At 73.5% G+C, this 18,990-nt stretch carries 18 protein-coding genes; 9 read left to right on the top strand and 9 right to left on the bottom strand.

What is annotated here, in order from left to right:
* Nucleotides 1–40: 40 nt before the first annotated feature.
* From ACFQ46_RS14335 to ACFQ46_RS14320, 4 genes are all read right to left on the bottom strand, one after another.
* Nucleotides 41–1,714 carry a cytochrome bc complex cytochrome b subunit gene (locus ACFQ46_RS14335; RefSeq protein WP_380260083.1) on the bottom strand — a complete coding sequence of 558 codons (1,674 nt, stop codon included), beginning with the start codon at nt 1,712–1,714 and terminating at the stop codon, nt 41–43.
* Nucleotides 1,711–2,742, bottom strand: coding sequence for a Rieske 2Fe-2S domain-containing protein (locus ACFQ46_RS14330; RefSeq protein ID WP_380260082.1), 1,032 nt, complete (start codon nt 2,740–2,742; stop codon nt 1,711–1,713). The genes ACFQ46_RS14335 and ACFQ46_RS14330 overlap by 4 nt, the downstream gene beginning before the upstream one ends.
* A 61-nt stretch (nt 2,743–2,803) precedes the next feature.
* Nucleotides 2,804–3,589, bottom strand: a complete 786-nt coding sequence (locus tag ACFQ46_RS14325; protein ID WP_380260434.1) for a c-type cytochrome — start codon at nt 3,587–3,589, stop codon at nt 2,804–2,806.
* A gap of 108 nt (nt 3,590–3,697) precedes the next feature.
* The gene (locus tag ACFQ46_RS14320) at nt 3,698–4,357 is read right to left on the bottom strand and encodes a heme-copper oxidase subunit III (protein ID WP_380157032.1); all 660 of its coding nucleotides are present in this window, start codon (nt 4,355–4,357) and stop codon (nt 3,698–3,700) included.
* 314 nt (nt 4,358–4,671) lie between these two features.
* Here ACFQ46_RS14320 and trpD point away from each other — a divergent pair, with 314 nt between their 5' ends.
* Nucleotides 4,672–5,742: an anthranilate phosphoribosyltransferase gene (gene trpD / locus ACFQ46_RS14315; RefSeq protein ID WP_380260081.1), complete on the top strand. Its 1,071-nt coding sequence runs from the start codon at nt 4,672–4,674 to the stop codon at nt 5,740–5,742.
* Between the two features lie 28 nt (nt 5,743–5,770).
* Here trpD and ACFQ46_RS14310 read toward each other — a convergent pair whose 3' ends face one another.
* Entirely contained in the window at nt 5,771–6,049 is a 279-nt protein-coding gene (locus ACFQ46_RS14310) for an Lrp/AsnC ligand binding domain-containing protein (RefSeq protein ID WP_328295650.1), read from the bottom strand.
* Nucleotides 6,050–6,058: 9 nt separating this feature from the next.
* Nucleotides 6,059–7,819, bottom strand: coding sequence for a DEDD exonuclease domain-containing protein (locus ACFQ46_RS14305; protein WP_380260080.1), 1,761 nt, complete (start codon nt 7,817–7,819; stop codon nt 6,059–6,061).
* A gap of 229 nt (nt 7,820–8,048) precedes the next feature.
* Between ACFQ46_RS14305 and ACFQ46_RS14300 the strand changes: the two genes are divergently transcribed.
* The 3 genes from ACFQ46_RS14300 to ACFQ46_RS14290 are packed head-to-tail and all read left to right on the top strand — an operon-like array spanning nt 8,049 to nt 10,583.
* The gene (locus ACFQ46_RS14300; RefSeq protein WP_380260079.1) at nt 8,049–8,234 is read left to right on the top strand and encodes a hypothetical protein; all 186 of its coding nucleotides are present in this window, start codon (nt 8,049–8,051) and stop codon (nt 8,232–8,234) included.
* Nucleotides 8,235–8,241: 7 nt separating this feature from the next.
* The gene (locus tag ACFQ46_RS14295) at nt 8,242–9,396 is read left to right on the top strand and encodes a hypothetical protein (RefSeq protein ID WP_380260078.1); all 1,155 of its coding nucleotides are present in this window, start codon (nt 8,242–8,244) and stop codon (nt 9,394–9,396) included.
* Nucleotides 9,393–10,583 (top strand): glycosyltransferase family 4 protein, encoded by a 1,191-nt coding sequence (locus ACFQ46_RS14290; protein WP_380260077.1) that lies wholly within the window; start codon nt 9,393–9,395, stop codon nt 10,581–10,583. Before ACFQ46_RS14295 ends, ACFQ46_RS14290 begins: the two co-directional genes overlap by 4 nt.
* Here ACFQ46_RS14290 and ACFQ46_RS14285 read toward each other — a convergent pair.
* Together ACFQ46_RS14285 and ACFQ46_RS14280 are read right to left on the bottom strand one after the other, a co-directional pair.
* The gene (locus ACFQ46_RS14285) at nt 10,486–11,853 is read right to left on the bottom strand and encodes a hypothetical protein (RefSeq protein WP_380260076.1); all 1,368 of its coding nucleotides are present in this window, start codon (nt 11,851–11,853) and stop codon (nt 10,486–10,488) included. The two genes, ACFQ46_RS14290 and ACFQ46_RS14285, sit on opposite strands and share 98 nt — an antisense overlap.
* Before the next feature lie 8 nt (nt 11,854–11,861).
* On the bottom strand, nt 11,862–13,661 hold the full coding sequence (locus ACFQ46_RS14280) for an AMP-dependent synthetase/ligase (protein WP_380260075.1): 1,800 nt from the start codon (nt 13,659–13,661) through the stop codon (nt 11,862–11,864).
* A 196-nt stretch (nt 13,662–13,857) separates the two neighbouring features.
* Here ACFQ46_RS14280 and ACFQ46_RS14275 point away from each other — a divergent pair, with 196 nt between their 5' ends.
* From ACFQ46_RS14275 to ACFQ46_RS14260, 4 genes are all read left to right on the top strand, one after another.
* Nucleotides 13,858–14,466, top strand: coding sequence for a hypothetical protein (locus ACFQ46_RS14275; protein WP_380260074.1), 609 nt, complete (start codon nt 13,858–13,860; stop codon nt 14,464–14,466).
* A 112-nt stretch (nt 14,467–14,578) separates the two neighbouring features.
* Nucleotides 14,579–15,580 (top strand): ROK family protein, encoded by a 1,002-nt coding sequence (locus ACFQ46_RS14270; RefSeq protein ID WP_380260073.1) that lies wholly within the window; start codon nt 14,579–14,581, stop codon nt 15,578–15,580.
* A gap of 32 nt (nt 15,581–15,612) precedes the next feature.
* Nucleotides 15,613–16,695 carry an ROK family glucokinase gene (locus ACFQ46_RS14265; protein WP_380157019.1) on the top strand — a complete coding sequence of 361 codons (1,083 nt, stop codon included), beginning with the start codon at nt 15,613–15,615 and terminating at the stop codon, nt 16,693–16,695.
* Complete coding sequence (locus tag ACFQ46_RS14260; protein WP_380260072.1) at nt 16,695–17,456, top strand: endonuclease/exonuclease/phosphatase family protein; 762 nt, start codon at nt 16,695–16,697, stop codon at nt 17,454–17,456. The genes ACFQ46_RS14265 and ACFQ46_RS14260 overlap by 1 nt, the downstream gene beginning before the upstream one ends.
* A 9-nt stretch (nt 17,457–17,465) precedes the next feature.
* Here ACFQ46_RS14260 and ACFQ46_RS14255 read toward each other — a convergent pair whose 3' ends face one another.
* Nucleotides 17,466–18,002, bottom strand: coding sequence for a hypothetical protein (locus ACFQ46_RS14255; RefSeq protein WP_380260071.1), 537 nt, complete (start codon nt 18,000–18,002; stop codon nt 17,466–17,468).
* 114 nt (nt 18,003–18,116) lie between these two features.
* Between ACFQ46_RS14255 and ACFQ46_RS14250 the strand changes: the two genes are divergently transcribed.
* A complete protein-coding gene (locus tag ACFQ46_RS14250) occupies nt 18,117–18,917 on the top strand; it encodes a lysophospholipid acyltransferase family protein (protein WP_380260070.1) in 801 nt (266 codons plus the stop codon).
* The last annotated feature ends 73 nt before the right edge of the window (nt 18,918–18,990 follow it).

Here is an 18,990-nt window from a genome sequence, read left to right as displayed (position 1 = left end):
GAGGGGAGGAGCGGAAGGGCCCCGAGTCGTGTGGCGAGGATCAGCCGTGGGTCGTCTGCGACGTCGCGATGGCCGGGTTGGTGCCGGCGTCGATCTCGTCCTGGTGACCGCCGCCGACCTCACCGTGGTGGTCGGCGTGCGAGGCGGCGAGCTCGGTCGGGGTGACCGGCTCGACGCGGTCCTCGAAGTAGAACTTCGAGAGGCGACGCTGGACCTTGCCGTAGAGCGTGTCCGGGTTCCCGGCGTCGACGCGGTCCTCGATCTCCATGGGGCGCAGGGAGTCGTGCTGGACGAGGGTCCACCGCTCGAGGTCGGTCAGGGCGGCGTGGACCTCGATGAACTCACCGTGCGGGAGCCGGACGATGCGGCCGGTCTCACGACCGTGCAGCGCCTTCTCGCGGTCCTTGCGCTGCAGGCCGAGGCAGATGCGCTTGGTGATCACGAACGCCAGCGGCGGGAGGACGAAGATGCCCACCCGCAGGAAGCGGGTGATGTCGTTGATCGACAGCGACATCATGTGGGCGATGATGTCGTTGCCGCCCGAGATCCACAGCAGGACGTAGAACGTGAGCGCCATGACGCCCAACCCCGTGCGGGTCGGCTGGTTGCGCGGGCGGTCCAGCAGGTGGTGCTCACGACGGTCGCCCGTCGCGGCCTGCTCGATCCACGGGTACACGATCGCGGCGCCCAGGGCGAACACGATCACCAACGTCGTGGGGACGAAGATGTTCATCGAGAACGTGAAGCCCCAGGCGGTGAACTCCAGCCAGCCCGGGGTGAGTCGGACCGCCCCGTCGAGCCAGCCCATGTACCAGTCCGGCTGGGAACCGGCGGTCACGGGGGAGGGGTCGTAGGCCCCGTAGGCCCAGATCGGGTTGATCGAGACGAGCGACGCGATCAGGGCGATGACACCGAAGACCAGGAAGAAGAACCCACCGGCCTTGGCCATGTACACCGGGAAGAGCGGGAAACCGACGACGTTGTCCTCGGTGCGACCCGGGCCGGGGTACTGGGTGTGCTTGTGCACGACGACGAACATGAGGTGCACCGCGATGAGCGCGAGCATGATCGCCGGCAGCAGCAGGATGTGGATGGTGAAGAACCGCGGGATGAAGTCCTGGCCCGGGAACTCGCCACCGAAGAGGAAGAAGCTGATGTAGCTGCCGACCACGGGGACCGCGAGGATGATCGCGTCCGCGATGCGGATCCCGGTGCCGGAGAGCAGGTCGTCGGGGAGGGAGTACCCGGTGAAGCCCTCGAAGACCGCCAGGATGGCGAGCAGGACACCGATGACCCAGTTGACCTCGCGCGGCTTGCGGAACGCGCCGGTGAAGAACACGCGGGCCATGTGGACGATCGTCGCGGCGACGAAGACCAGCGCGGCCCAGTGGTGGACCTGGCGCATCAGCAGACCGCCGCGCACGTCGAAGGACAACCGCAGTGACGAGGCGTAGGCCTCGGACACGTGCTGTCCCGTCAGCGGCAGGTAGATGCCGTTGTACGTCGTCTCGGCCGCGGACGGCTCGTAGAAGAACGTGAGGAAGGTGCCCGTGAGCAGCAGGATCACGAAGCTGTACAGCGTGATCTCGCCGAGCATGAACGACCAGTGGTCGGGGAAGATCTTGCGAGCGAACCCGTTGACGACCTTGCTCGCGCCGACGGTGTCGTCGGCGAAGTTCGCGACGCCACCGGCCGCCTTGTCGATGGTGCTCATCCGCGCTCCCAGAAGCTCGGGCCCACGGCCTCGTTGAAGCCGTCGGTCGCCATGAGGTACCCCTCGTCGTCCACCGCGATCGGCAGTTGGGGGAGGGCCCTCTTGGCGGGGCCGAAGATCACCTTGCAGTCCTGCGTCAGGTCGAACGTCGACTGGTGGCAGGGGCACAGCAGGTGGTGGGTCTGCTGTTCGTAGAGGGCCACAGGGCAGCCCATGTGAGTGCAGATCTTGGAGTAGGCGACGGTTCCGTCGACACCCCATTCCGCGGACTTCTGCGTGAGCAGGCTCGCGTCGAGACGCATGAGCAGGACGGCCGACTTCGCCTTCTCGTTGAGGACCTCGTCGACCTCTTCGATGCCTTCGGGGAGCACGTGGACGACGGAGCCGATGCTCACGTCGGCCGCGCGGATGCGACCACCCTCAGGGTCCTTGACCAGGTAGGTGTCGGCCTTCCACATCGTGGTGGACAGGTCGTCGCCCGGGAGGGGACCGGTGTCGCGGAAGAAGAACACCGCGGGGATCGGGAACAGCGCCAGGGAGCCGATGAGGGTGTTGCGGATGAGGGGACGACGACCGAGACCGGCCTCCGCGGCGCCCTCCTTGAGGATCGAGACGGCCTCGTCGCGCTCGGCCGTGGTGCCGCGCTGACGGTGGCGGTAGTCGATGCGCTCGTCGTCGGGCATGAGGGTCTTGGCCCAGTGCACGGCCCCGACGCCGAGGGCGAAGAGCGAGACGAACATCGACAGGCCGATGGCCTTGGTCGAGAGACTGATCCGCTCGAAGCTGTCGTCGTACTTGATGCCGATGAGCGAGACGATGATCCCGATCGTGCCGATCATGGAGAGCACCAGGAAGAAGGCGACCTGGCGCTCGGCGCGCCGGGCGGCGGCCGGGTCGGTGTCGCCCATGCGGTGCCGGTGTTCGGGCAGCCCGGGGTTCTCGAAGCGGTCGGGAACGCCGCCTTCGGGCTTGGCGAGGGTCGTGCTCGCCTGCCCGTGCGCCTCGTCGGCGCGTTCGATGTCGCTCATGCTCCCTGCCCGTCCGGTTCCTTCACGCTGCTGCTGATGGTCGTGCTCATGGTGCTGCTCATCAGGAGGACTTCATCCCCAACCAGACGGAGACGCCGATCAGGAGGCCGATGCCGCCGATCCAGGCCAGCAGACCCTCGGAGACCGGGCCGACGGAACCCAGCGTGAGGCCACCCGGGTCCGGTCGCACGTCCTCGTTGGTCAACCAGGCGATGATCGCCGTCTTGTCCTCGGTGCTGATGGTGTTGTTGTTGAAGACCGGCATCGACTGCGGCCCGGAGACCATGGCCTCGTAGATGTGCTTGGCGGAGACCCCGTCCAGGCTCGGCGCGTACTTGCCGGCCGTGAGAGCCCCACCCTTGCCGGCGAAGTTGTGGCACATCGCGCAGTTGGTGCGGAAGATCGCGGCACCCTGGGCGAGCTGCTCATCACTGACGGAGCTGGTGTCGAGCTGCTCCTCCGTCGGGATGGCCGGGCCCGGTGCGAGGGAGGCGATGTACGCCGCCATCTGGTTGATCTGGTCCTGCGAGAAGCGGACCTTGCTCACCTCGGGGGCCTGAGCGCCCGACTGGGCCAGCGGCATGCGCCCGGAGCCGACCTGGAAGTCGACGGCCGCGGCGCCCACGCCGATGAGGGAGGGGCCGGGGTTCTTGCCCTCGACCACGCCACCACCCTGCGCGTTGAGCCCGTGGCAGGTGCTGCAGTTGGCGAGGAACAGCTTCTTGCCCGCCTCGACGTCGTCGGCCGACGCGGTCGCGGTGGTCGCCTGCGCGTCGCGCGGGGCCACCGCGGCGTACAGGCCGCCGACGAGGAGGAGCGCCAACGCGATCAGCACGACGACGGCCATCGGGTGGCGCCGTCGGGCGCTGAGTGCGGTGAGGGTCCTGGTCACGGTGCTGGTGCTCGCTTCCTACGGGGCGTTCGGACTGCGGGAACTGCGCTGGCGGTCGGGGCGTTACTTGAGGATGTAGATGATCGTGAACAGACCGATCCACACGACGTCGACGAAGTGCCAGTAGTACGAGACGACGATGGCGCTGGTCGCCTCCTGGTGCCCGAACCGCTTCACGGCGAAGGACCGGCCGATGACCATGAGGAAGGCGATCAGTCCGCCGAAGACGTGGATGCCGTGGAAGCCGGTGGCGAGGATGAAGACCGAGCCGTAGGCGTTGGTGGCGATGGTCAGACCCTCGTGCGCGAGTTCCGCGTACTCGAAGACCTGGCCGGCGACGAAGAGCGCTCCGAAGATGTAGGTGAGGACGAACCACTCCTGCATGCCCCACTTGGAGAGCTGGTGGAGCTTGCCGAGGCGGCGCGGCTGGAAGCGCTCCGCGGCGAACACCCCGAACTGGCACCAGAACGACGAGATCACGAGGATCGTCGTGTTGACGCTGGAGAACGGCACGTTCAGCAGCTCGGGGCCGGACTCCCAGAGCGCCGGGGCCACCGACCTGATCGTGAAGTACATGGCGAACAGGCCCGCGAAGAACATGAGCTCGCTCGACAGCCACACGATCACGCCGACCGACACCATGTTCGGTCGGTTCACGGACCCGTGGGCCGGACTCGGGGTACTGCTCTGGACAGCCTGTGCACTCGCCACGCGCACAATCATGCCCCACCCGTTTCTGCTTCGCTGCCCGGCCCACCGACAACGTGTCGTAGATCTCCGTTGGGCCGGTCGGGGGAGGTTCGCCACGGGGTGTGCGCAGGTCGTGCGGAGGGTGCGGATCCTGCGTGGAGCAAGGCGTCCGGGCCCCGCGACGGCGTCCACCGCCCCCTGAGGTCACAGAACGGTCTCGATCTGAGGACCGCGCGTCCGGCGCGTCGGCAGGTGGGCCCGTCCGTTCCCGCGATCAGTAGGGTTCGGGTCGCCGCGCGCTCGAGCGCGGCCGTCGATCGTGTCGACCCAGGGAGCCAGGACCAGCCATGACCACCCCCGCCGCACCCACGTGGTCCGGGCTGCTGACCGAGCTGATGGCCGGTCGCGACCTCGCCCTGGAGCAGGCGTCGTGGGCCATGGACCAGGTGATGCGCGGAGAGGCCAACGACGTCCAGCTGGCGGGCTTCCTCGTGGCCCTGCGCGCCAAGGGTGAGACCAGCGCCGAGCTGACCGGGCTGGCCGAGGCCATGCTGAGCCACGCCGTGCCGTTGGAGGTCCCCGGTCCGATCGTCGACCTCGTCGGCACCGGCGGGGACCGCGCGCACACGGTGAACATCTCGACCATGGCCTCGCTGGTGCTCGCCGGAGCCGGCCACCGCGTCGTCAAGCACGGCAACCGGGCCGCCTCGTCCTCCTCCGGCTCCGCCGACGTGCTCGAGGCGCTCGGGGTCCGGCTCGACCTGCCGCCGCAGCGGGTCGGCCAGCTCGCCGTCGAGGTCGGGATCACGTTCTGCTTCGCCCAGGTCTTCCACCCCGCCATGCGCTTCGCCGCCGGCGCCCGCAGCGGCCTCGGGGTGCCGACGGCCTTCAACGTCCTCGGCCCGCTGACCAACCCGGCGCGGGCGGGGGCCTGCGCCATCGGGGTCGCCGACCGCCGGATCGCCCCGCTCGTGGCCGGCGTCCTGGCCGGCCGGCGGACCTCGGCGCTGGTCTTCCGCGGCGAGGACGGGCTCGACGAGCTCACGAGCACGGGGCCGGCCCGGATCTGGGTCGTGAGCGGCGGCCACGTCACCGAGACGGTGCTCGACGCCGTCGCGGAGCTCGGGCTGGCGCCGTCGACGCTGGCCGACCTGCGCGGTGCGGACGCGGGCTACAACGCGGAGGTGGCCCGCCGCCTGCTCGCGGGAGTGCGGGGTCCGGTGCGCGACGCCGTCGTCCTCAACGCGGCCGCGGCGATGGTCGCGGCCGGGGTGCGGGCCGCGGGCTCCACCGCCGTCGACCCCGCGCCCGCGCTCGTCGACCACCTCGCCGAGGGGATGCGGCGGGCCGAGTCCGCGCTGGACTCCGGCGCGGCGGCCGACGTGCTCGACCGGTGGGTCCGCGCCAGCGCGGCCTGAGTCCCGGGTGCCCCGCGGTGGGGGTCCCTCAGTCGAAACCGAGGGCGAAGGCCGTCTCGAGGTCGTGCTTGGAGTAGGCGCGGAAGGCGATGTTCGTCGTCGTGCTGACGACGCCGTCGACCCGCGCGATCCCGCCGGCGATGACGTCGGCCAGCCGGTCGTGCTCCTGCACGCGGACCATGACGACGAGGTCGACGTCCCCGGTCACCGAGTAGACCTCGCTGACCCCGTCGAGGTCGGCGAGCGCCTGCGCGACCTCGGGGATGCGCCGGCCGTCGCACTGGACGTTGACGATGGCGGTGATCACGCGCCGAGACTACTCGGGCTGCCCCGAGCGCAGGTGGTACCGCGCCCAGCCCGCGCCGCGCACGGGTGAGGCCCAGGGTCGCCGGTCGTCCTCCTCCACGCTGACCAGGCGCACCCCCGGTTGCTCGAGCCAGCCCAGCAGCAGGTCGGTCTCCTCCACCAGCAGGCCGCTGCGGGCGGCGTCGGGCGTGGGGACGGCCTCGCCGGTGGCCCGCAGGGCGGCGATGTGCGGCATCGGATCAGCCCCCCGCGGGGTCACGCAGGTCCCGGCGAGCCGGCCGTGACGGATGAGGACGACCTCCCAGCCGCCGTTGCGCCAGCCCGGCGTCGAGACGCTGCGCCGGGCCGCGACGATCTCGGGGGCCGAGGCGATCGGCGCGCGACGCTGCGAACGGTCCGCGGCGTGCAGGAACGCCTCGAGGCGGTCCCGGGCCCCGGCGGCCTCCTCGTAGCGCTGCTGCTCGGTGAGGAGCTGCAACCGGTCCCGGCCGCGGGTGAAGGTCGTCGTCGCGTCGTGGTGCATCGCGTCCCGGACGGCCGCGACGACACCGGCGTAGGACTGCGCGTCCTGCCCGCCGCGTCCGGTGCCCAGGCAGGGCGCGCCGCAGCGACCGATCTCGAGCAGCACGCAGGCGCCCGGGCCGTCCGGCGCGGGGTTCTTCGGGATGCGACGGGTGCACTGGCGCAACGGGTGGGCGTCGTGCAGGGCCTCCACGGCGAGCTCGGCGGTGCGGGCCGAGCGGAAGGGGCCCAGGTAGTCGCCACCGTCCTCGCGCCGTTGCCGCACCAGCGACAGGCGGGGCCAGGCGTCGGTGGTGAGCTTGACCCAGGTCACCTTCTCCGGGGCCTTCGAGCGCCGGTTGTAGGGCGGGGCGTGCTCGGCGATGAGTCGGAGTTCGCGCACCCTCGCCTCCAGCGGGGTCTCGCAGACCACCGGGACGACGCTGGTCGCCGCCCGGACCATCTCGGTCATCCGCGGACGCGTCTCCGAGGCCGTGAAGTAGGACGACACCCGCCGGTGCACGTCGACGGACGTGCCGACGTAGAGGACCCGCCCGGCGGCGTCGCGGAACTGGTAGACCCCCGGGGCCGAGGGCAGCCCGACGGCGAGGTGCTTCTTCTCCCGGCGCGCCTTGCTGACGACCGTCGCGGCGAACGCGGTCAGGTCCTCGATCGTGTGGACGCCGCGGTTGCCGACCCGTCCGAGCAGCGCGTGCAGGACGTCGACCGTCGCGCGGGCGTCGTTGAGGGCGCGGTGGTCCGGGGTGGTCACAGTGCCGAACAACCGGGCCAGCGACCCGAGCTTGTTGTTCGGGGCCTCGTCGCGGTCGACGAGCTGACGGGCCAGGACGACGGTGTCCACCACCCGCGGCTTCGGCCAGTCGCGGTCGGTGAGCCCGCAGGCGGCGACGAGGAACGAGACGTCGTAGCGGGCGTTGTGCGCGACGAGGACCGCGCCGCGGTCGAAGCCGGCGAACTCCAGGAACGCGGGGAGCGCCTGCCGCAGCGTCGGCGCCGAGGCGACCATCCGGTTCGTGATCCCCGTGAGGACCTGGACGAAGGCGGGGATGGGGGAGGTCGGACGCACCAGGGTCTGGAACTCGCCGAGGACCTGGCCCCCGCGGACCTTCACCGCGCCGATCTCGGTGATGCCGGCCCCGGCCGGGGGGCCACCGGTCGTCTCGAGGTCGACGACCACGAAGGTCACGTCCGCCAGCGGCCGGCCCAGGTCCTCGAAGCTGCTCTGGAAGCTGGTGGTGCCGGTGGACATGGGGGGACCGTAGGCGCCGGGCCCGACACGACCGCGGCACGACACGCGCAGACCGCCCCCCGCGGGGGTCGGCCGGCACGCCGCTCCGTCGGCCGCTGCGGTGCCCACGGACCTCCGCCCGGCCCGCTGACCTCGTCGAACGTCCGTTCGAGGGGTCGTGTCGGAGGGCGGTGCTGGGATGCGGAGCACCGGCCGCTGGGGCCGGTCCCGACGATCCGGAGGTCACCCGGTGCTCATCGACTGCGACAGCTGCACGGTCCGTCCGCAGGCGTGCTCCGAGTGCGTCGTCTCGGTCCTGCTCGGACCACCGGGGGACGCGGTGCTCGACGCCGACGAGCTCGGGGCGGTGGAGGTGCTCGCGGCCTCCGGGCTGGTCCCCCCGCTGCGGCTGGCGACCCAGTGCGAGGCGGGATGATGCCGCGGTGCGTCCCGTCCCGTCGTTCCCCCGGCGGCTCTTCCTCCTGGCGCCCCCCGTCCTCGCCGGGTGCTCCGCGCCGCCCACGGCCCCCGCACCCGACGACGTCCAGCAGGTCCTCGCCGCCCGTGGGGCCGCGCTGGTGGCCGGTGACCTCACGGCGGCCGGAGCGGGCTACGACCCCGCCGAGCGCAGCGCCGTGCGCGTCCTCGACGCCCGGGCCGTGCGCGCCGGGCTGCGCGAGTGGGCCGTCAGCGGACTCGACGACGCGGCCGCGGACGTCACGGGGACCCTCCGGGTCCGCGTCGAGGGCGAGGGGCGGGCCGTCGCCGGTGCCTTCCGGGCCGGCTGGGACGGTCGGCTCCGCACCTCCACCGCGGGGACACCGCAGCCGTGGGACCTCGGTGACGTCGAGGCCCGGATCGTCGGGGGCGGGGTCGTCCTCGTCGTCGACCCCGCCGCCGGTGAGGTCGCCGACCAGGTCGCGGCCGACCTCCCCGACGCCACCGCGCGCGTCGACGCCGCCTGGGGCGGGCACTGGCCCCGGGGGACGGCGGTCGTCGTCCTCCCCACGGCCGCCGAGGTCACCCGGTTCGCCGGACGGGACGCCTCTGGGCGGCTCGACGCCGTCGCCGTGGGCCTCGACGCCGACCTGCCCGACGGTGCCCCGGCCGGGGTCCGCGTCGTGCTCTCGGTGGAGCGCTTCGCCGCGCTGACCCCGCTGGGGCGCAGCGTCACCCTCACCCACGAACTCGTCCACGTCGCGACCCGGGCGACCCCCCGCGCCGCCGGTGCCGTGGTGCCCACCTGGCTGACCGAGGGCTACGCCGACCACGTCGCCCGCCTGCGTCGCGACGTCGCCGCGACGGCGCTCGCCGCCCCGCTGCTGAGCGCGGACGGCGTCCCGCAGGTCCCCGACGACGCGGCGTTCCGCAGCTCGGAGCCGGCGGCGCTGCAGCTCGCCTACGCCGCGGCGTGGACGTTGGTGACGTCGGCGGCCCGGGTGGCGGGGACGTCGGCGGTGACGGCCCTGCTCCGCACGGTGCTGGCCGGGACGGACCTGGAGGCCGCCTGCCGGCAGGCGCTGGGCCGCTCGTTCGCGGACGTCGTCGAGACCTGGCGCGCCGACGTCGCGAGCGACCTGGTGGGGTGGGGGCCGTGAGCACGCTCGTCGTCACCAACGACTTCCCGCCGCGGACCGGGGGCATCGAGTCGTTCGTCCACGCCGTCGTCCGCCGCCTGCCCGCCTTCGGCGACGGCGACGCGGCCCGGGTCGTCGTGCACACCGCCCGCCAGCGGGGTGACGCCGCCGTGGACGCGGAGCTGGCCGCGCGGGGGATCGTCGTGGTCCGCGACCCGTCCCCGCTGATGGTGCCCACCCCGGGCATCGTGCGGCGGGTGCAGCGCACGGCCCGCGAGCACGACGCCGACCGGGTCTGGTTCGGGGCAGCGGCCCCGCTGGGGCTGATGGCGCCCGCGCTGCGCACGGCCGGGGTGCGGCGCACGGTCGCGACGACGCACGGCCACGAGGTGTGGTGGTCCAGCCTGCCTGGTTCCCGCTCGGCCCTGCGCCGGATCGGGGAGGGCAACGACACCGTCACCTACCTCGGCGACTGGTGCCGCTCGCGCATCGAGCGACCGCTCACCGCCGCCGCGAGGTCCCGGATGCGCCGGCTCACCCCGGGCGTCGACGCGGACGTGTTCCGTCCCGACCCCGCGGCCCGGGAGCGGGTGCGGGCCGAGTTCGGCCTGGGGCAGCGCCCCGTCGTCGTCTGCGTCTCGCGGATCGTCGCCCGCAAGGGCCAGGACGTCCTGGTCCGGGCGCTCCCCGAGATCCGGCGGCGGGTGCCGGGCGCGGCGCTGCTGATCGTCGGCGACGGTCCGCACCGCGGAGCGGTGGAGGCGCTCGCCCGGCGCTCGGGGGTGTCCGGGGACGTCGTCTTCACCGGGTCGGTCCCGTGGGACCGGGCGCCGGAGTACTACGCCGCCGGTGACGTCTTCTGCATGCCGACCCGCACCCGCCTCGGCGGGCTGGAACCCGAGGCCCTCGGCATCTGCTACCTCGAGGCCGCCGCCTGCGGGTTGCCCGTCGTGGCGGGGGACTCCGGGGGAGCCCCGGACGCCCTCCTCGACGGGGTGAACGGTCACGTCGTCGACGGCCGCTCCAGCGCTGAGGTGGCCGCCGCGGTCGCCGGCCTGCTGCAGGACGGGAGGACCGCCGAGGAGTTCGGTGCCGCGGGACGCGAGTGGGTCAGCCGTCGCTGGGGCTGGGAGGAGCAGGCACGTCGACTGGCCGATCTGCTGGCCGGGACCGACGTTCCACCCGACCCGGCGGAACGGCGGGACTGAGCGCGCCCGAGGACGCGGCCACGGCGAGCAGCAGCAGGGCACCGACGAGCCAGAACTGGTTGTAGAAGGCCTGCTTGTTCACCAGGTTCGCCACGAACAGGACGGCCGCGCACCAGCTCAGCAGGCCGGCCAGACCGACCGCGCGGCGGCGCAGCGTCACCACGGCCGCACCCAGGACCGCCAGGACGACCACCCCGACGACGGCGATCGGCAACTGCACGCCGGCCTCGTTGAGCACGAAGGTGTAGAGCGTGTCGGCGAAGCGCAGGGGGGCGAGGTCGAGCATCGTCGTGACCGTGTCGTGCCGGAAGTCGCCGAACCCGGCGACGATCCAGGGCGCCATGAGCAACCCCGCCCCACCGGTGGCGACCGCCGTGCGCCGCCAGCCGAAACGGGGCCAGACCGCGAGCAGCGGCAGCAGGGCCACCACGTGCTGCTTGCTGGCCAGCGCCACCGCGAGCGGGACCACCGCCCACCACGCACGCCCGGTCCGCACCAGCAGCGCCCAGCCGGCGAGGCCGACGAGCACCGTAGGTTCCGTCCAGGCCTGCTCGATCAACGTCCCGGAGCCGGGAGCGAGCAGCAGCAGCGCGGCCGCCGCGACCGCCGGCCGACGCCAGCGGCCCAGCGCACCGACGCAGAGAGCGCTGACCAGGACGAGGACCAGCAGCGCCCAGCGCACGTCCCCGGCGAGCCAGCGACCCGGGGCCGTGAGCACCGCCGTCCACGGCAGGTACGCGAAGGCGTCGGTGATGCCGGGGGAGCCGACCCAGGTCTGGGCGTACATCGACTTCCCCGCGGCCATCGCGTCCGCGGACTGCTGCAGGATGACCCAGACGTCGATGCGGGGCGCCGGGTCGCCGACGATCACCAGCGCGCCCGTGCCCACGGCCCCGACGACCGCCGCGAGCACCGCCAGTCGCCGGCTGGCCCCGCTGCCGGGGAGCAGCAGCCCGGCGACGACGAAGCAGCACACCCCGAGCACGATGCGGACCAGCAGCTGCCCCGCGTCGTCGAGGTAGCTGAAGGCGGGGACGCCCAGGTTCACCAGGCCGACGAGGGTCAGCAGGGCGGAGGGGACCCACCCGCCCGCTGCGCCGTCCCGCGCCTCCCGCCGGTCGTCGCGTGCCGTCCACGCCAGGCCCACGACCAGGGCGGCGATGACGACGTAACCGGCGACGATCCACCACCGGTAGCGCACCACGCTGTGGGTGGCCAGGGCCATCAGCCCCGTCCACGCCACGAGCGTGGACGCGTCGCGGCGGCTCATCGAGTGGATCACGAGGAGTAGAGGGCCTCGACCTGGTGGGCGAGGTCCTTCAGGACCTCCGACCGCTTCACCTTGAGCGAGGGGGTCAGGTAGCCGTTCTCCACGGTGAAGTCGTCGTCCAGCACCCGGAACTTGCGGATGGACTCCGCCCGGCTGACCGACTCGTTGGCCTTGTCGACGGCCTTCTGGAGCTCGGCGAGGACCTCACCGTCGGTACGGGCACCGGCGAGGTCGAGACCGGGTCTGCCGTGGTTGGCGCCCCAACCCGGCAGCGCCTCCTCGTCCAGCGTGAGCAGGCAGGCCACGAAGTGGCGACCGTCGCCGACGACGACGGCCTGCGAGATCAGCGCGTGCGCCCGGAGCCGGTCCTCCAGCGCGGACGGCACGACGTTCTTGCCGTTCGCCGTGACGATGATCTCCTTCTTGCGCCCGGTGATCCGCAGGTTGCCCTCGTCGTCGAGGGTGCCGAGGTCGCCGGTGCGGAACCACCCGTCGGCGAAGGCCTCCTCGGTCTCCTGGGCGCGTCCCCGGTACTCGTGGAAGACCCCGACCCCGCGGGCGAGGATCTCGCCGTCCTCGGCGATCGCGATGTCGGTACCCGGCAGCGGCGGCCCCACGGTCCCGACCTTGATCCGGGAGGGGCGGTTGACCGTCAGCGGGGCCGTGGTCTCGGTGAGCCCGTAGCCCTCGAGCACGACGAGACCGACGCCGCGGAAGAAGTGCGCGAGGTGCTCACCCATCGGCGCGCCCCCGGAGACGGCGTACTCGACGCGGCCCCCCATCAGCGTCCGCAGCTTGGAGTAGACCAGGCGGTCGAAGACGCGGTGCCGCACCCGCAGCGCCACCGACGGGCCCCCGGTGTCGATGGCCCGCGACCACGCGTCCGCGGTGAGCGCGGCCTGCTCGAAGATCCGCGCCCGGAACCTCCCGCCGGAGGCGGCGCGCTGCTCGGCCCCGTTGAAGACCTTCTGGAACACCCGCGGCACGGCCAGGATGAACGTGGGCCGGAACCCGGCGAGGTCCGGCAACAGGTCCTTGGCGTCGGCCGTGTGGCCCATCCGGATCCGGCTGACCAGGCACAGCGCCTGGATGAAGCGGGCGAAGACGTGGGCCAGCGGGATGAACAGCAACGTCGCCGCGTCCTGGCGGCGCAGCACCTCGGGGATGGCCTCGTCGGCGTTGCGGGCCAGGTCGAGGAAGTTGCCGTGGGTGAGCAGGCAGCCCTTGGGCCGGCCCGTCGTCCCGGACGTGTAGATCATCGTCAGCGGGTCGCCCGGACGGGCCAGCGAACGGGAGTGCTCGACGTCGGCGTCGCTGACGTCCTCGCCCGCGGTGCGCAGGTCGGCGACGGCCCCCGACTCCAGCGTCCAGACGTCGCGCAGCGCGGGGAGGCGCTCGCGGACGGAGGCGATCCGGCCCGCGTTCTCGGTCGTCTCCACGACGGCGGCCACGCAGCCGGAGTCGGAGAGGATCCACTCGATCTGCTCCGGGGAGCTCGTCTCGTAGACGGGGACGGTCACGGCCCCCGCGAACCACCCGGCGACGTCGAACAACGTCCACTCGTAGCTGGTCCGGCCCATGATCCCGATCCGGTCGCCGGGGTGGATGCCCGCGGCCAGCAGACCCTTCGCGATCGCGGTGACGTCGGCGAGGAACTCCTGCGCCGTGATGTGCTGCCACGTGCCGTCCGCACCCTTGCGGCTCACGCTGACGTGCCGGGGGTCCTGCCGCGCGGTGTCCACCACGCAGTCGGTCAGGTTGCCGGTCGTGGCGGGCTGGACGAGCGGTGGCTCGCAGCTGCTCCGCACGCTGGTTCCTCCTCGCATCGCTCCCGGGCCGCCGTGCTCGCGCGGTGCGCGGACGTCCGGGCGCCGCCGTCTCCGTCGGCGGTGCGACGACCCTACCTGCGAGGGGTCCCCGCCCCGGCGCGACGTCACCGCGACACCCGCACGGAGCAGCGGGAGGGGTTCAAGGTCGGGGCCGGGGGTGTCGATGCGTGCAGGTGTGAACGACGAGAAGGCGCGACCGCTCCCCGTCGGGGACCTCCACGGCTTCGCGCCGCTCGACGACCAGGGCCTGCTGCCGGCCCCCCGGCACGCCGGTCGCGACACGACCCGCACCAGCGCCGCGTTCGGCGCGGTCGAGGTCGGCCCGCCGGTCAGCCGGCTCGCGCACGAACCCGCCGCGGCGCCCGTGCCCGAGGGTCCCGTCGTGGCGCGCGCCGAGCGCTGCCCCTCCTGCGCCGCCCGGGTCCGCCCCGAGCAGGACTGGTGCTCCCTCTGCCACGCCTCGTTGCTGCCCGCCCCCGCGCCGGTGGTGCCCGCTCCGGTGGTGACCGCCGCGCCCGTGCGCCGTGAGGTCCCGCCCGCACGGGTCGTCGAGGACGAGGACGGTCAGCTCGCGCTGGACTTCGAGCAGCCCCGGCCCGACGCTCCGGCCGTCGACGAGGCCGAGGTCGAGCGCATGCTCGGTGCCCTCGCCCGCACCGACGTCAAGGGACCACGCGGCCTGCAGAGCCGGCAGGCGAAGATCGCCGTCGCCGTCGGGGGCGGGCTCGGGCTGACGGCCCTGCTGCTCGGTGGCATGACCGCCCTGGGAGTCGTCCTCGGCTGAGGCGCGGGACCGGCACGGGTCACCCGCACGCACCGGGTAACCTCGCCGGGGCTGCACGTTCGGGCAGCCGCCCCGGTCGCGGGGCCGACGTCGCAGGGAGAACCGCACCGGCATGGTCGAGCAGCGCGCCGAGACGCACCACCACGACGCCACGAGCAGCGGCAACGCCGTCGGTGTCGACATCGGGGGGACGAAGATCGCCGCCGGGGTCGTCGACCACCGCGGCGAGATCATCGCCCAGACCCGCCGGGAGACCCCGGCCCTGCACCCCGAGGCCATCGCCGACGCCGTCGCGGACGCGATCGCGGAGCTGGAGACGACCCACGAGTTCGGTCCCGTCGGCGTCGCCGCGGCCGGTTTCGTCGACGCCGCCCGGCGCAGCGTCGTCTTCGCCCCGAACCTCGCCTGGCGCGACGAACCCCTCGCCGACCGCCTGGAGTCCCGCGTGGCGCGCCGCGTCGTGGTCGAGAACGACGCGAACGCCGCCGCATGGGCGGAGTACCGCTTCGGTGGCGGTCTCGACGAGGAGGGCAACGCGGTCACCGACCTCGTCATGCTCACGCTCGGCACCGGCCTCGGGGGCGGGATCGTCTCCGGCGGTCTGCTGCAGCGCGGGGCCAACGGCGCCGCCGCCGAACTCGGTCACGTCCGCGCCGTCCCCGGTGGCCGGGCCTGCGGGTGCGGGAACTCCGGCTGCTGGGAGCAGTACGTCGCCGGGAACGCCCTCGTCCGCGACGCTCGCGACCTGCTCCGCTCCGGCGACGCCGACGGTGCGGTGCTGCTGCGCGAGGTCGGTGGCGACCCGGAAGCGGTGACCGGTCCCGTCATCACCCGCCTCGCCCAGGCCGGTGACCCCGGCTGCGCGCGCCTGCTCGCCGACGTGGGCCGCTGGCTGGGCGAGGCCGTCGCGAGCTTCGTCGCGATGCTCGATCCCGAGGTCGTCGTCATCGGTGGCGGCGTGTCCAGCGCCGGTGACCTGCTGCTGGCCCCGGCCCGGGTGAGCCTGGCGGAGAACCTCTCCGGCCGGACCCACCGCAAGCCGCCGCCGCTGCGCACGGCGACGAAGGGCAACGACGCCGGGATCATCGGCGCCGCCGACCTCGCCCGGGTCTGACGGACGACACCCCTGCGATCGGGAGCAGAGACATGGCCGTACCCCGCACCCCGCGCCCGCCCCGCCGTCGGCGCGCACCCGACCCGCGACGGGTCGCGCTGCAGCAACGGCTGCGCCAGCAGACCCGTCGGGTCTTCATCGGGGACGGGCCGGCCGTCGGCGTCGACATCGGCGGGACGAAGGTCGCGGCGGGAGTCGTCGACGGCGAGGGCAACGTCGTCATGCAGTTGCGGCGCGACACGCCCACGACGAGCCCGCAGGGGGTCGAGGACACGATCGCCGAGGTCGTGGAGGAGCTCGCCGCCCACCACGACATCGTCTCCGTCGGCATCGGGGCCGCGGGTTTCGTCGACGCCGAACGCGCGACGGTGCTCTTCGCACCGCACCTGGCCTGGCGCCACGAACCGCTGCGCGAGGCCGTCGAACGGCGCATCCGTGCCCGGCTGGGTCGGCGCATCGGCCGGCGCACGATCGTCGAGAACGACGCCAACGCCGCCGCCTGGGCCGAGTACCGCTTCGGGGCCGGCCAGGAGGAGTCGCGCCTCGTCTGCGTGACGATGGGCACGGGCATCGGCGGCGGGATCGTCAACCAGGGCCGCGTGGTCCGTGGCCGCTACGGCATCGCCGGCGAGTTCGGGCACATGATCGTCGTCCCCGGTGGCCACCGCTGCGAGTGCGGCAACCGCGGCTGCTGGGAGCAGTACGCCTCGGGCAACGCGCTGGTGCGCGAGGCCCGCGAGCTCGCCCGGTCGAACTCGCCCGTCGCGCACACGCTGCTGGAACTCGCCGGGGGTGATCCCGAGGCGATCACCGGCCCCCTCGTCACCGAGGCCGCCCGGGCCGGCGACCCGGCCGCCGTGGAACTCTTCGAGGACGTCGGCCGCTGGCTCGGCATCGGCGTCGCGAACCTCGCCGCCGCGCTGGACCCGGGGACCGTCGTCATCGGGGGTGGGGTCTCCGACGCGGGCGAACTCCTGCTCGGCCCCTGCCGCGAGGCGTTCCGCCGCACCCTCACGGGGCGGGGGTTCCGTCCCGAGCTGACGATCGCCCGCGCCAAGCTCGGCCCGGCGGCGGGTCTGGTGGGTGCGGCGGACCTGTCCCGCGGCTGGGGCTGATGGCCGGCCCGGGTTCCGTCGGGCGCCCTGTCGCCCGGATGCGGGTGGCGACGTTCAACGTGCGCGAGCTGCTCGACGACACCGTCGCGCTGCGCGACCTGCTGCGCACCGCGGCGGCCGACGTCGTGTGCCTGCAGGAGGTCCCCACGTTCGGTCCGGTCGCCCACCGGCTCGGGGACCTCGCCGCCGACACCGGCCTCTGGCTCGCGGCGTGGGGTCGGGCCGGCGCGGGGACGGCGGTGCTCACCGCCGCCCGCGTCGACGTGCGGGCCGGTGCGGTGCGGGAACTGCCGACGGCCCGCTGGCGGGGGCGAAGGCCGGTGCGGCGCAGGGGAACCGCTGAGGCCGTCGTCCGCGTCCCGCTGGGTGGGGGGTGGTCGCGGGAGGTGCTGGTGCGCAGCGTCCACCTCGGCCTGGAGGCGGGGGAGCGCTCCGACCACGTGGCCCGGCTGCTGCCCGCGACCCCCGTCCCGGGGTCCTGCGGGCCGTGGTCCGACGCGCCCCTGGTGATGGCGGGTGACCTCAACGAAGAACCCGGGGGAGCGGTCCACCAGCGCTTCTCGACGGTGCTCGCGGACGCGGCCGAGGTCGCGGGCCGGCCCTTCCCGACCTTCCCGGCGCGGGCACCGCGCAGGCGGCTGGACCTGGTCCTCGTCGATCGCCGGCTGAGCGTCACCGGGGTCAGCACCCCACCGGGGAACGCGGCCGCAGCCACCGACCACCTGGCGGTCGTCGCCGACCTGCTCGTCCCGGCCGTCTGAGGACGGGTCTCAGACCACGGCACCGTCGTCGTCGTCGTCGTCCCGCGAGCCGGGAAGACGGATGACCAGGGTCGCGAACCCGGCCACGAACACCCCCGCGGTGATCGCGGTGACGAGCTGCGGGACGTCGTTCCAGCCCAGCGCCACGACGAGCAGGAACAGTGGTGCGCCGACGACGGCGATCCACGCGGCCCAGCCCAGGAGGTCGCGGGGGAGGGGCTGCGGCTCGGCGGGGACGAAGCGTTCCTCGGAGGAGGACCGCAGTTCGACCGGTTCGTCGTCGCGCCGGCGGGGGGTCGCGAACCACTCGGGCGTCGGGACGTCCTCGTGAGGGGGCGGAGGGAGCGGAGTGACCGGGCGGACCAACCGGGGCTCGGGGCGGGGCGCGTCGCCGGCCTGGGCGTCGTCCTCGTCGGCCTCGGGGGTGGTGTCCCAGGTCGGCGTGTCGGTCCTCGACGTGGCTTCCTCACCCCAGTGCGCGACGATCAGCGCGAACGCCGCATCGACGTCGAGGGGACCGGATCCGTCGTCCGGGGTTCGAGGCACGTCCCAATGGTGTCACGGGTGACCCGGGGTGGTCGAGGTTTCGGCGTGGCGCGCGCCGGTCCGTTCGCTAGGGTCAGCGATCACCGATCGGGCGACGAAGGACGAGGGGGGCCGGTGCCGCGCTTTCCCGTCCTGTACTGGCCGATCAAGCTGCTGGTCGCGGAACCGCTGGTCACGGCCGTGTTCCGGCCCTGGGTCCGCGGGCTCGAGAACGTCCCCACCGACGGTCCGGCGATCCTGGCCAGCAACCACCTCTCCGCCGCGGACACCGTGCTGCTCCCGACGGTGGTCGAGCGGCGGGTCACCTTCATCGCCAAGGCGGACCTGTTCACCGGCCGTGGCGTGCGTGGTCGGCTCACCAAGGGCCTCATGCACGGGATCGGTCAACTGCCCGTCGACCGGTCCGGGGGCCGGGCGTCCTCGGCCGCCATCGCGGGGGCGGTGCGCGTCCTGCAGGAGGGTGACCTCTTCGGGATCTACCCCGAGGGGACGCGGTCGCCGGACGGTCGCCTCTACCGCGGCCGCACCGGTGTCGCCCGCATCGCCCTCGCCTCGGGCGCCCCGGTGATCCCGGTCGCGATGATCGGCACGGAGGACCTGTTGCCGACCGGCCGGAGGCTGCCCCGGATCCGGCGCGTCGGCGCCGTGTTCGGGGAGCCGCTGGACTTCTCCCGCTTCGCCGGTCGGGGGGACGACCAGCTCGTCGTCCGCTCCGTCACCGACGAGATCATGTACGCGATCCAGAAGCTGTCGCGCCAGGAGTACGTCGACGCCTACGCCGAGCGCAGCCGGCTGCGCAGCGAGCTGTCCCGCAGCACCGGCGTCCCCGAACCGCCCAGCACCTCCACGGGCGGCCCGGGCGGGCGCGCCGCCCCGGGCGGCGACGCGCCGGGGCCCGGCGACGCGCAGCACTAGACCCGCGGTGGCAGAGTTCCCCCCGGACGGACGACAGGCACGTCGGCGAAGGCGCCGGGGACTGGAGAACGCA

It is taken from the genome of Kineococcus sp. GCM10028916, assembly GCF_042674865.1.
Taxonomy (GTDB): domain Bacteria; phylum Actinomycetota; class Actinomycetes; order Actinomycetales; family Kineococcaceae; genus Kineococcus.
Note: the sequence above shows the minus strand (reverse complement) of the source record. Positions and strands in the feature narration are given on the sequence as shown.

What these genes read in the sequence shown, in the direction of transcription:
- ACFQ46_RS14320 (WP_380157032.1), bottom strand. Translation starts at nt 4,357, where the DNA reads ATGATTGTGCGCGTGGCGAGTGCACAGGCTGTCCAGAGCAGTACCCCG.
- ACFQ46_RS14330 (WP_380260082.1), bottom strand. Translation starts at nt 2,742, where the DNA reads ATGAGCGACATCGAACGCGCCGACGAGGCGCACGGGCAGGCGAGCACG.
- ACFQ46_RS14265 (WP_380157019.1), top strand. Translation starts at nt 15,613, where the DNA reads ATGGCCGTACCCCGCACCCCGCGCCCGCCCCGCCGTCGGCGCGCACCC.
- ACFQ46_RS14285 (WP_380260076.1), bottom strand. Translation starts at nt 11,853, where the DNA reads ATGAGCCGCCGCGACGCGTCCACGCTCGTGGCGTGGACGGGGCTGATG.
- trpD (WP_380260081.1), top strand. Translation starts at nt 4,672, where the DNA reads ATGACCACCCCCGCCGCACCCACGTGGTCCGGGCTGCTGACCGAGCTG.
- ACFQ46_RS14270 (WP_380260073.1), top strand. Translation starts at nt 14,579, where the DNA reads ATGGTCGAGCAGCGCGCCGAGACGCACCACCACGACGCCACGAGCAGC.
- ACFQ46_RS14260 (WP_380260072.1), top strand. Translation starts at nt 16,695, where the DNA reads ATGGCCGGCCCGGGTTCCGTCGGGCGCCCTGTCGCCCGGATGCGGGTG.
- ACFQ46_RS14325 (WP_380260434.1), bottom strand. Translation starts at nt 3,589, where the DNA reads ATGGCCGTCGTCGTGCTGATCGCGTTGGCGCTCCTCCTCGTCGGCGGC.
- ACFQ46_RS14335 (WP_380260083.1), bottom strand. Translation starts at nt 1,714, where the DNA reads ATGAGCACCATCGACAAGGCGGCCGGTGGCGTCGCGAACTTCGCCGAC.
- ACFQ46_RS14305 (WP_380260080.1), bottom strand. Translation starts at nt 7,819, where the DNA reads ATGTCCACCGGCACCACCAGCTTCCAGAGCAGCTTCGAGGACCTGGGC.